The 12,188-nt window shown below is 58.1% G+C and carries 9 protein-coding genes; 4 read left to right on the top strand and 5 right to left on the bottom strand.

Annotation, left to right across the window (positions count from 1 at the left end):
* The first annotated feature begins 78 nt into the window (after positions 1–78).
* A complete protein-coding gene (locus ABIE40_RS26660; RefSeq protein ID WP_199629688.1) occupies positions 79–1,869 on the top strand; it encodes a thiamine pyrophosphate-requiring protein in 1,791 nt (596 codons plus the stop codon).
* A 204-nt stretch (positions 1,870–2,073) separates the two neighbouring features.
* A complete protein-coding gene (locus ABIE40_RS26655) occupies positions 2,074–2,775 on the top strand; it encodes a hypothetical protein (protein ID WP_199629689.1) in 702 nt (233 codons plus the stop codon).
* A gap of 170 nt (positions 2,776–2,945) precedes the next feature.
* On the opposite strand, the gene ABIE40_RS26650 is transcribed toward ABIE40_RS26655, so the two are convergent.
* A complete protein-coding gene (locus tag ABIE40_RS26650) occupies positions 2,946–3,770 on the bottom strand; it encodes an ABC transporter substrate-binding protein (protein ID WP_502944828.1) in 825 nt (274 codons plus the stop codon).
* 128 nt (positions 3,771–3,898) lie between these two features.
* On the opposite strand from ABIE40_RS26650, the gene ABIE40_RS26645 reads away from it, so the two are divergent.
* Positions 3,899–6,148 (top strand): putative bifunctional diguanylate cyclase/phosphodiesterase, encoded by a 2,250-nt coding sequence (locus ABIE40_RS26645; protein WP_112715999.1) that lies wholly within the window; start codon positions 3,899–3,901, stop codon positions 6,146–6,148.
* Between the two features lie 114 nt (positions 6,149–6,262).
* Here the strand turns inward: ABIE40_RS26645 and ABIE40_RS26640 are convergent, their stop codons facing one another.
* On the bottom strand, positions 6,263–7,087 hold the full coding sequence (locus ABIE40_RS26640) for a phytanoyl-CoA dioxygenase family protein (protein WP_112715997.1): 825 nt from the start codon (positions 7,085–7,087) through the stop codon (positions 6,263–6,265).
* A 121-nt stretch (positions 7,088–7,208) separates the two neighbouring features.
* Here ABIE40_RS26640 and ABIE40_RS26635 point away from each other — a divergent pair, with 121 nt between their 5' ends.
* Positions 7,209–8,234 carry a LacI family DNA-binding transcriptional regulator gene (locus ABIE40_RS26635; protein WP_112715995.1) on the top strand — a complete coding sequence of 342 codons (1,026 nt, stop codon included), beginning with the start codon at positions 7,209–7,211 and terminating at the stop codon, positions 8,232–8,234.
* A 744-nt stretch (positions 8,235–8,978) separates the two neighbouring features.
* On the opposite strand, the gene ABIE40_RS26630 is transcribed toward ABIE40_RS26635, so the two are convergent.
* Genes ABIE40_RS26630 through ABIE40_RS26620 form a run of 3 tightly spaced genes read right to left on the bottom strand, consistent with a single transcriptional unit; the run spans position 8,979 to position 10,407 of the window.
* Positions 8,979–9,338 (bottom strand): response regulator, encoded by a 360-nt coding sequence (locus ABIE40_RS26630; RefSeq protein ID WP_112715993.1) that lies wholly within the window; start codon positions 9,336–9,338, stop codon positions 8,979–8,981.
* Between the two features lie 28 nt (positions 9,339–9,366).
* A complete protein-coding gene (locus ABIE40_RS26625) occupies positions 9,367–9,948 on the bottom strand; it encodes a BA14K family protein (protein ID WP_112715991.1) in 582 nt (193 codons plus the stop codon).
* A 60-nt stretch (positions 9,949–10,008) separates the two neighbouring features.
* The gene (locus tag ABIE40_RS26620; RefSeq protein ID WP_112715989.1) at positions 10,009–10,407 is read right to left on the bottom strand and encodes a DUF1236 domain-containing protein; all 399 of its coding nucleotides are present in this window, start codon (positions 10,405–10,407) and stop codon (positions 10,009–10,011) included.
* Positions 10,408–12,188 lie beyond the last annotated feature (1,781 nt).

Below are 12,188 nucleotides of genomic sequence, written 5' to 3'. Positions count from 1 at the left end.
AGGTGACCTCCTCGCGCGATGGAACATCGCGCTCTCTGCCCGGTTTGGCAGAAGGAAATACGTCCTGGAGATTGAAAAATGACAATGACTGTCGGCGACTTCATCGTGGAACGGCTGCACCAATGGGGCGTTCGTCGCTTGTTCGGATATCCGGGGGACGGTATCAACGGCGTCTTCGGTGCTCTTGCTCGCGCGAAGGCAAAAATGGAGTTCATCCAAACCAGGCACGAGGAGATGGCCGCGTTCATGGCGTCGGCCCATGCAAAATTCACTGGCGATATCGGAGTTTGTATAGCGACATCAGGACCTGGTGCAACCCACCTCATCACCGGCCTATATGATGCCCGGCTTGATCATCAGCCGGTTTTGGCCATCGTCGGGCAGCAATCCCGCGCTGCAATTGGTGGCCACTATCAACAGGAAGTCGACCTCGCCTCACTCTTCAAGGACGTTGCCGGCGATTTTGTTCATCAGGCTGCTACACCAGCACAAGTGCGACATCTCATCGATAGGGCAATCCGCATCGCCAAGGCCAACAGAACTGTCACGGCAGTTATCCTTCCCAACGACCTCCAGGACCTTCCCTATGAAGAGCCCCCTCGCAAGCACGGCACGGTCCACTCCGGCATTGGTTTCAGGGCGGCTCGCACCGTACCACATTTGGAAGACCTGCAGGAAGCCGCCGATATCCTCAACCAAGGAGAGCGTGTAGCCATTCTCGTGGGAGCGGGCGCCCTGGCGGCGACAGACGAGGTTATCGCCGTTGCCGACCGACTGAACGCCGGTGTAGCAAAGGCCCTGCTGGGTAAGGCTGCATTGCCAGACAATTTGCCGTGGGTCACCGGATCCATTGGCCTCTTGGGGACGGAGCCCTCCTGGGATTTGATGCGTGACTGCGACACGCTTTTGATGATCGGCTCCGGCTTTCCCTACTCAGAGTTCTTGCCCGAGGAGGGCAGCGTGAAAGCGGTACAGATCGATATCACCCCCAGCATGCTGTCATTGCGCTACCCGATGGACACCAATCTGCAGGGGGACGCTGCGCAAACCCTCAAAGCACTTCTACCACATCTCAGACAGAAGGAGGGAGAGTGGCGCAAGAGTATTGAGGCGAAGGTCGCAAAATGGTGGAAGACGCTTGAGGAGCGGGCACATGCAGATGCCAACCCGGTCAACCCTCAGCGTGTCACCTGGGAACTTTCACCCCGGCTGCCTGATGGCGCCATCATCACCAGCGACTCCGGATCGTGTGCCAATTGGTATGCGCGGGATTTGAAGATTCGTCGCGGCATGATGGCCTCTTTGTCGGGAGGGCTCGCATCGATGGGAGCAGCTGTGCCCTATGCCCTCGCTGCGAAATTTGCACATCCCGACCGGCCCGTTATCGGGCTGGTGGGGGACGGCGCGATGCAGATGAACAACATGTCCGAACTCATCACCATTGCGAAATATTGGTCGAGCTGGGACGACCCTCGGTGTGTGATTTGCGTTTTCAACAACGAAGACCTCAATCAGGTGACGTGGGAGCAGAGGGTCATGGAGGGTGACCCTAAATTCGAAGCGTCCCAAAGCATTCCAAACGTCCCGTATCATCGCTTTGCGGAAATGATTGGACTAAAGGGGATCTATGTCGACCGCCCAGAAAATGTCGGGCCGGCATGGGATGAGGCGCTGTCGTCTGACCGGCCGGTGCTGCTCGAGGTCAAGACGGACCCGGAGGTCCCACCGCTGCCCCCACATTTAACCTTCGAGCAAATGAAGAAGATCACTGAAACACTCGCAAAGGGTGATAGCCGGGAGGCTGGGATCGTCATGGGCACCATGCGACAACTGCTTTCTTCCTTCTGGCCCGGCAGTCGTCAGAGCTGAAGGAGGCAAATCGAACCGCTGCAGCCAGCGTCAGCGGTCGGCCCCACGCCAGCGAAGATGGCCCACGCCGCAACACGTTCACATTATCGCGCTGCGCCCCGTCGTGACCGATCGGCGCTGCATGGAACAATGGGACGGCATGAAAGTTGCACCGACATGCGACCGATCGCGATGGCAAATAAAGCTTACTACAGGAGAGTTGAGATGACGAACCTATCGACCGAAAGAACCCCCGCACTGTCGACCGACAAGTCAAAAGACACGCTCGTCGGTTTCTTCGACACCCGCGAGGACGCAGAACAGGCGGTAGAGCGCCTGAAGAAGGCCGGCCTGATGATGGAGGCAATCCGCTTCGTGCCTGGCTTCGAGGCAGACAGGGTCGATGACGCAGTGACCGGCGACAACAGCTTCTGGCGAAAGCTTGACGGCTGGAAGATCTCCGAGGACGAGCGGGTCACGTATGCAGAGGGTCTGCGACGTGGCGGTTTTCTCGTGTCAGCAGAGGTCGACGACGCGCACTATGAGACGGCGCAGGACATACTGGACGTTGAGGGTGCTGTCGACCTTGAAGAGCGCGCTGGCCAATGGCGATTGGACGGCTGGGACGGCAACCTTGCCGACGCTGCCTCGGCTTTTTCTGCTAGACAACCAGCGGAGACCAACTTGGATGACCACCGATACGGCACCTTGCTGCCGACCACCAATGATCGCGAAAGCGTCTTTCCGGTATTGGAGAGCACGAGCGAGCCCGCCAATGGAGATTTTCGCCAAACGGGCGCGCGAGGTACGGCTGCGCTGCAACGCCCCTTCGAGAGCTTGAACCAGGGCGACGGGGAAGAGGTCGCCGGCAAACCGTCCGATCTTACCTCTTCAGAAGGAACTAACGGTGATGCCCGGCGTTTTTGACAGACTGCGACATCCCTCCCGCAGTCGTTATCCTGACTTCAACCCTGGCGCCTGCCAGGGTTTTTTTGTGCACAACGCGATGCCAACGTCGACCTCCCTGCTATTGAGGCCGGCACCTGGAGGCTCTTTCCTTTTTTCGAGGTCGCCAGCGATGCGGATCCGGCACAAGGTCATCGGATCGAGAACGGGAAGTATTTTGCGTTGATCGTATCGTACACGTCATTGGCCTGGATCTTGTCCAGCGCGGCATTGAGCTTCGCAAGAAGCGTGACATCGTCGGGGCGAACGGCGATGCCCGCGCCGTCGCCGAAATATTCGGCGTTTTTGACGTCCTCACCTTTGAATTCACAGCAACTGCCGGCCTTCGTATTTGCCAACCAGTCGTACACCGCCAACTTGTCCTCGAAGATGATATCCACGTTTCCCTCGGCCAGGTTCTTGTAGAGATCAGGTGACGCATGGACCACACTTGTTGCCACGCCGGGGTAGAATTTCCGCGCGTAGGACTCCTGCGATGTGGCCGCCGTCACCCCAAGGCGCAAATCTTTCAGATCATCGGGCGAAGTGCCGGTGATATCGGCGCCTTTGCGCACGATGAATACGGACGGACTATCGTAATATTTGCTGGTGAACGCAACCTGTTGACGCCGCTCCGCGCTCATGGACATTGAGGAAATGATGGCGTCATATTTCTTCGCCAACAGGTTCGGGATCATACCTGTCCATTCCTGCACGATGAACTGGCATTTCAGCGCGGCTGCCTCGCATAACGCCTTTGCGATATCGACATCGAAGCCCTGAAGATTGTTTTCCGAGTCCAGATAATTGAACGGAGGAAATCCCCCCTCGACGGCAACTCGCACCATTTCCTGTTCGGCGGCCGAGGAAGAATGGGCGGCACCGACACTCAGCATCAGGCTCGATGCCACAGCCAGCAGTTTGAAGCGGAAAGACGTGTTCGATCTGGTCATCGTGTAATCCATCTGGTTGAGCATCAGAACTCGGACAGTCGAACACGAAACCTTTAAGAAGCTCATCATGCTGACCGGCTAAATTTGCAGTCGCTTGAAAAGCCTTTCGTAATCTATGCCCTCCAGAATTGAAAAATCTGGGAGAGGTACCTTTGTCCGCATATGATTTTCCACAACGTCTGGCCAAAAGAGCAACACGATCGTCAAGTGCGACACTGGCCTTGCTCGCAATCAGTGGGCTGGCGATCCTGGGGCTGGTTTTTGTTGCAGCCCTCTGGGCAGGAAAAGAAAGCGATGCCGCAGCGCTCGACCGTCAGCGAAAGCTGGTCGACAGCCGCTTGCAGGATCAGGTCGACCGTGTTTCGAACGACCTCAGGCTGATGGCGGCCGGATACTCCTCACTTATTTCAGCCAGTGCCTCGATGAGCAATGAGGACGACGCAGGCACGGCACAAGCGTTTGCGACCATGTCCAAGACCGTGTTCGGCTACAACGGGACGTTTTTGATAACACCCACAGGGGACCTGGCCTTCGCTTCGGACCCGGAAACGACCCGACGTTACAAATGGATCCGCCCGCTCCTCCTGCCAATGGTCAGGACCGTCTTGCATGGAAAAGAAGCAGCCGCTGCAAACGCACCGATCCGCGTCGATCTGATGCGCCTGGAAGGCCGTCCGTCGATAGCAGGCATAGCATCCATTGACGCAGCATCCCGGACGTCCCAGCCGTTGCTTCTTGCCGCGTTCCGGTTCTTGGATGGGCCCACCCTTGATACCTTGAGCCGGGAGCAAGGCCTGGCGGGTGCTCGATATGCGCGAACCGCTGATGCAGAGGCGAACGAAGTTGCTTTCCAAATCGAGGCCACGGCGACACATGAACCGATCGGCTTCATTATCTGGACCCCTGACCTGCCTGGATCCCGGGTCGTGGCGCGGCTGACCCCGCTTCTGACGTTCGCAGGCGTGCTGATCGGCGGCCTTTTCTTTGCCCTCATGGTTCGGCTCAGGAAAAGCCTCTTGGAACTTGCTCAGAGCGAGGACCATGCACGCCACTTGTCTCTCCACGATGTGCTCACCGGCTTGCCAAACAGAGCGCTATTTTCCGAACGCTTTAAACACTGCCTCGACGGTCTCCGCCACCATGGCAACCAAGCCCTTCTCGCCCTCATCGACCTCGACAGGTTCAAGGAGGTCAACGACACCTACGGGCATCCGGCAGGCGACGAATTGCTGATCAAGGCAGTCGCGCGCATGCAGGAGCTTCTGGGGAACGCAGATACGCTTGCAAGAGTGGGCGGTGACGAATTCGCACTGCTTGTGCCCGGTGTTAGCGCCGGACGCGATAATGAACTGCTGCTTCAGATCATAAAAACGCTTAGCGCGCCCTTTGAACTTCGGGCAGGCGGCGGCGTCATCGTGCGGATCGGCTGCTCGATTGGTGCCGTCGGTATCGTCGAAGGGACGGCTGAGAGAGGAGAGACCTTACGCCGAGCCGACGTCGCTCTCTATGAAGCAAAGTCGAGCGGCCGCGGAAAATATGTTACCTATGACGTGTCAATGGATAGCCGCGGCAGCGAGAGGGAAAACCTCACAAGGGAACTCCGCAAGGTTCTTACCGAAATGCCAAGTTCGGCCTGCAATGATCTGAGGCCGGAAGATGATGCTGGCAAGCTCGAGCTGTTCTTCCAGTCCGTACACCGCGCAACACGCGGCGAGCCTATATCGGGGGCGGAAGCGTTGGTCCGGTGGCGTCATCCCCGGCTTGGGCTTCTTGCTCCCGACAGGTTCATCCCGCTTGCCGAAGAAGCTGGGCTGATAGACCAGCTTGGCGAATGGGTTCTGCGCAGGGCGGCAGAAGAGGCTAGAGCATGGCCCGAGACGATGACGGTGGCGGTCAATGTTTCCCCCTCCCAACTCCGTCGTCGCGGGTTCGATTCCAAGGTCCTGTCCATCATCGAGGAAACCGGCTTCGATCCGGCGCGTCTTGAACTTGAGTTAACAGAGGCTGCGCTGTTCGAGGTTGATGCCGCCGTCCAGTCAACCTTGGGAAATCTTCGCTCTCAGGGTGTCCGAATTGCGCTCGACGATTTCGGAACCGGCTTTTCGTCCCTTAGCCACCTGCTCCAGATCAACATCGACAGGATCAAAATCGACCGCTCATTCGTGACGCTGCTCGGAAGCAAGGCGGAGGGAGCCACCATCGTTTCGTCCGTCATTGCTTTGAGCCGGAAACTGGGGAAGGCGGCAACCGCAGAAGGCGTCGAAACTGTCGGACAACAAGACTTTCTGATTGCCGCAGGCTGCACCGATCTCCAAGGTTACCTCTATTCCCGCCCCCTTCCCTGCGCCGAGTTCGCTGCGTTGATGCTGACGCCCGACGGAAGATTACGCGGACGGATCTAGGATGATCAAGACCGAGCGACCGCGATAGTCGCGACAGTGGGATCCAGCGCTACAGCCCGATCCCAGGATGCGAGGCGCGGTCAAGCGGTAAAGCACACCCGGTCTTCATCACGATCAAGTTGGATCGGCCCCCATGACAAGGCCTTCGATATCGTGCTTCTGAGTGATCGGGACGAGCTCATCGACAACCCGGCAGACAAGATGATCTCGCGCAACGTCGGGCAGTGCCTCGTACCAATCGCGTGTCACCATCATGTCATGCATCTCGGCATGACCCGCCCCTGGCGCGTCGACCCCCAACACCATGACCGGACGGGCAATGGGCGAGCCATGTTCGGTGCCGCGATGAACCGTCAGTGCCGATCTGCAAGAAATGTCACCACGTCGTGGATATTTCCGAACGGCTCGCTCGTTGAAGCGCCCCCACAGCGATTTATCCGGAAACATCTCATGCTTCCATTCCCTGCCGTCGTCATACTGTGTGCCTGGAGCAACTTCGAACGGCCCCATGTCTTCGGTCACGTCGACCCCCGTCAGGTTGAAAGCGAGCGAGGTGATCCTCTTTTCTTCATACGTGTCGCGTGGGGATGGAAAATCCCGATGCCACGGCTGGAACTTCGCTCCCTGAAACGGTACATCGAGCCCAATTTCGACAATCTGGTAACTGGGGCCCAGAACTTCGGTGCAAAGTGCTACGACCCATGGATGGGTGATAAGATCGACAAATCCGCCGAAGGCCTGCGGATGTAGCTCGACATACCACCGTCGCGGACCTCGGCCCACCGCGCCGCCTGGACGCTGGATCGCTTCCCAAAAAGCCGTCATCATGTCTTCGCGCATACGATCGGCCCATTCTGGCGCAAATGCCCCCTTCAAGCCGACGATGCCATCCGTCCGCAGCGTCTGTGCATCGTTGAGAATTTTTGCACTGTCGTTCATCGTGTTATCCTCCTTGAACTGTAGGTACGGTAGCGGTACTAATAAGTTTCAGTCAAGCTAATAAATATTAGGTGCGCTTTTGAACGGACGACCACGAGACAAATCGCCCCGCCGAGTGACAATGGCAGATGTGGCGAAGGCCGCGGGCTGCTCGCAGGCAACGGTATCGCTGGTGCTAAACGACGTCACCGAGGTGCAGATCTCTGCCGAGCTCAAGGCTCGCGTCATCCTTGCGGCTCGCGAACTCGGCTACGGGGTGTCAGGGCCGGTCAGACGGTCGGGCCTCGACAACCTTCGTGGAAGTTCCGTCGGCTTCATCGTTGATCAGCTTGCAACGACGCCTGAAGCAATCAATGCAATCGAAGGGGCGCGGATCGTATCGTGGGATCAGGACGTGACGATACTTGTCGCCCAAAGCCTCGACCGTGAAAGGCATGAAGAACTGGCTATCGAGCGTCTGCTTGCGGCCGGTGTGGGCGGAATAGTCTTCATGTCAGTCTTCACCCGGCCGGTTGAATTGAGCCCGGCCATGCGCAGGCTCCCAGTGCCCGCGGTCCTTCTGAACTGCTACACATCGGGGGGCGAGTATCCCTCAATCATTCCCGACGAGCTCGCTGGCGGTCGGCGCGCCACTGCTACCCTACTTGACCGTGGCCACCAGCGGATCGCGACGATAACTGGGGAGATGTTTATGGAAGCGGCGGGTCTTCGTCTTGCCGGCTACCGGCTGGCGCTTTCAGAGCGACGCTTGGACGAGGTTCCTGATTATGTTGTGCGCGGAAACTGGACGCCCTCCTCAGGCTATGACGCGACGCGCCAGCTGATGTCCCTGAAGACGCCGCCAACGGCAATCTTCTGTCAGAACGATCAGATGGCACTCGGCTGCCTCAATGCGCTGCTGGACATGGGTCTGAAGGTCCCTGACGATATCTCGGTTGTCGGCTACGACGACAGCGAGATTTGTCGGCAGATAAGACCGCAGTTAACGAGCGTCGACCTTCCGCATCGGACGATGGGAGGGTGGGCTATCGCATCGCTATCATCTGCTAGGGGGGCGAAACAACAGGTTAGAAAAGCCGATTGCGCCCTGGTCAACCGGGCATCGGTGATGCGTATCGGTGGCGATGATCGCCGCACGGCTGAATGACTTCGGCTCTGCCGCCGGCGACCCCGGCACCGGCTCTCGGTTAACATTGGGGCCCGACTGCGTCGCCTCTACGCTTATCACCTCGCTGCATGTCCAGACCGGAGAATTGACTAACCTGAGACCGCTGCGTTGGGAATTGAGCCGTTCGAGGCAACGGGGGCCGATCACGTTTGGAATGACGCTTAAGCGGTTGCCTGCCTCCCTGGAAGCCGGATCGCTCAAGGCAAGGGTTTCGAGAAGGTTTCCGCGGTAAGTTCCGCAGTAAAGCGCCAGTCGTTCGCCACAGGGACAGTTGCTTGCTGAGATCGAGGGTTTTTATGAACCGGAAGGCGTCATCGCCCTGAACCTTCCGATATATCAGTAGAGGGATTGAAGCACTGCGCCATCTGCAACGGTTGAAGGACGGGGCATCGATTTCGGTCGGGACAACCGTCTTCGACAAAATTGGCGTAACAGCTGGACGGTTGGACAAAAGTTCTCGCAGTGGCCACTCCGTGACCGCATTCGCCCGCGCCACCTGAAACATAAAGCCGCTGACTCCAAGCCGATCAATCTTCAAAGCAGCGCATCCAGCGATTGTGTGACAGGCTGGTAATGGTCGCTGACGCGTTGGCCTTCCAGTTCGAGCCGCAGCCCGGATTCCTCATGCGGCAGGACGACTTCAGTACGGCAAATGGTGTCACGTCTTTTTGATTCACCGCCAAAGTTCCGGAAAAGCCACCTCCTTTCGCCGGCCTCCGCGCGTCAGGCGTGGGCGTGAGATCGTCTCCACTTCGCCGCTGCCTGAAGCGCGGCTTTGACAACGTCCGGAGTGGCCGGCTTTTCGATCGTCAGCAGACCATCGACCTCCTCGTTCAGTTCAGGACTGCCGGTCACAAAAACCACGCCGATATTCCAGCCGGCGACAAGCGCGCGGGCGATTGCGGGACCTGTGATGCCATCGGCAAGCCGCAAGTCGACCAGCGCAATCTCCGTTTCTGGAGCTATCTCCAGAGCTTCCTGCATGTTGGTCGCGATTCCAACCACTTCAAACCCTAAGCCTAGGGCCACATCCTCGATCGTGAGAGCCACGTCGACTTCATCTTCAACAATCAAAAGCCGCATAGCGATCCCCTTGCTCTGAAACAGCTCATCAATTTGCTGCTATTTCCTGACGCGCTGATGGCACGCAGGCGCGACGCGGCCCGTCGAAGGGCTGATAAGTGTTATCCTTGGCGCGATAAGAGCGGTAGCGTGCAGCGCACCAGGCTACGTTTGCTGTGGCCCGATCCTCGTCTGCACTCTGAGCGACCGCAGATGGCGGTGCGAAGGGCGATACGCAGGTCCGTGTTTCGCCGCTGAAGCTTCGATATGTATTTTCGGCCTCATCGTATGAGCGATATCGTTGCACGCACCAGTCGCGATGAGCTGCAGCTGTGGCCACCTTTTCCTGTACACTATCCGCCTCCAAGCTGCGTTCGACCGGGGTCTTCGTCGCAATCCTGGCACCAGCGTGATCGGTCACGTAGCTCGAATAGACGGCCTCGACCCGCTCATATTGTTGCTTTGCAACGTCTATCCGCACAGGCTCAGAGGTCCAGAGATCAGGCTCGGAGAGTGTCGTTAAATGCTGGCCTTCCGGATTGGACATCACAGCAGAAGCTGCTGAAATTCCCACAATACCGGCGCCGACTGCGCAGACGATGCCAAAGACCAATGAAGCGACTGCTTTCATAGTGCAGTTTTCCTGATGGGACATAAATGGCGGGCGCGGCAGATCCGCGCCCGCCGAACGTCAATTGATGATCTGGACAACTTTGCGCGAAGATGGTTCGACGATGACCCGTTCGTCGTTAACGATCGCGTAGGAATAGGTCGGATTGTCCGGCACGGGCGTGACGACGACTGTTTCAGGAAGCGGCTGACCTACCACGACCTTCTCCTTTACGACGACCCGCGTGGTCGGAGCCGGAGCTTCCTGGACATAGGTCACCACCTTCTGCGGCGGCGGATCGATGACTGTGCCGACCACGGCGCCTGCAACGCCACCCACGGCTGCGCCGACCGGGCCGCCGACGATCGCGCCGGTGACCGCTCCGCCAGCGGCTCCATTGACGGTCGACGACTGAGCGAATGCTGTGCCTGACAGGAGCGCTGCGGACAGGGTGGCGGCTATCGAGATTTTCGTGAGCATTTTTACCTCTCCTTGGACGCGGTCTGATCTGACCGCTGCCAAAGAACGAGCGAGGCGATTAGCTGTTCCCTACCCCCGACCTTGGTCCGAGATTAAGCCACTCGGATGCACCGCCGGACCAAAAAGTCGCCAGCTGAAGACTGGATCCTACTGGTTTAACAGCAGGGGCTACGGTCCCTGATCAGGTTGAAGCTGCTTGGGCTTTGGCCGAACAACATATCTCTGGAGTTTCCGCACGCGTCAGGGGCATCCGAGGTCGCCCCTGTCGCGGTCATCCGCTTTAACGACCGAGCTGTCCGAAGCATGGCATCGTGCCTGTCAATCGCAATCGCACTCTTTTCGGGTTCGGGCGCATGCGGCGTCTAAACGACATTAAAAGATCTGCAGCTTCGAGGCAGCACCCTCTATGGGTGTATCTGTCAGGACAAACGTGCGGCGGAACGCCCACCCCCGCGGCTGGTGTGGCGGCGTCACTGCCGCACCGCTTCACAGCCCAGACAATTCACACTGGCCAGACCACCGCGCGGCCGTTCAATCCAACGCCAGATTTGGCTCTGCAACTCAAGCCGTTTGCCGGAAATCTTCCGGCTGCAGGCGAACGCCCCTGCAGATCAGGCCCCAAGTCGGGCAATGCGATGTGGTGTGACTGAACGGGCTGGCTGGCTCGTCGGGATCCGGATCGCGGACGGGTTCGTCTGCGGGAACACGATCAGGATCCTGCGGAGGTCTGTCGATCGGTGATGGCGATTGTGGCGGGACGATAGGTTCGTTTGGAACAGACATGTTTGCTCTCCTCACGCGCCGAACGCAGCGCATGGTCCCAAGTTCCGGCGCACGGTGAAATTAGAAGGACTAGTCGTAATCAGCGTTGCTGCAGCACAAGATGTCGAGCTCGCCCAGCGGCCAGGGAATTAGGCTCGGTTTTATGCACGAGTTTCCGTTATCCGTCCTCCGCCTCAGGCATCCTTTGCTGGGCGGATCGCAGCGTGAGCCCTCTTCTCGCATCAGCTAGCGTCCAGCCGCGCGCCCTTACCGACGCTTCGCTCAGATATCCGACAATCTTCTCGCCTCAGACGAAATATTAAGGTCATTGCGCTCACCGTGAGCTAAGCCGGCAGAACACTAGCAAGTTTCTCGTCCGACAGTGCGTGTCGAGGTTCGGACGACAACCCGGTGAGCCTCACATACCGACCCGGTCTTTCCAATTTTGAAACTGCGACAAACCTGAACCACGTTGAAATTCTATCTTATACGAGCCCCCTGGACCTGATCCAAAAGCTGAGCCACGATTTCGTGACGGTGGCCTGATCGGTTTACCGCGCACCGGCTCGGACCGGTATAAGATTCAAACCCTTCCTATCGTATCGGCTGATAATACGAACGAGATGGGCATCATCTTGCAGGAGTAGGTCGCAGGTATGACGTCCAGGCCGACGTTGATCCAGCAGTGCCTGATCATTTTCCCCCCGGCGCTCAACAGCTTCCCTTGGCCGAAGCAGCCCGGGCGTTTTGATGTGCAATTAGTTTTTAGTTCTACTCCGCATCTTAGGCCGGTGGCGCTTGGGAACTGGAAGCACTCGTGCGGGTTTAAACAAAACTAGGAGGAAATTATGATCCGCACCGATAGCAATGCCACGGAACTACCGGACCAAGTTCAGGCGCAACCTTCTATAACCGACCCTGTATCTTCAACGGCGGAGGTCCGTCGGCAAAAGCGGCGGCAAGAAGTTCCCGTCTCTGTCACAGACATTGCAAATCCGGCACCCGACGGTAGTGATACG

It is taken from the genome of Rhizobium sp. OAE497 (assembly GCF_040546565.1).
Taxonomy (GTDB): Bacteria; Pseudomonadota; Alphaproteobacteria; order Rhizobiales; family Rhizobiaceae; genus Rhizobium.
This window is presented reverse-complemented; position numbering and strand designations above follow the sequence as displayed.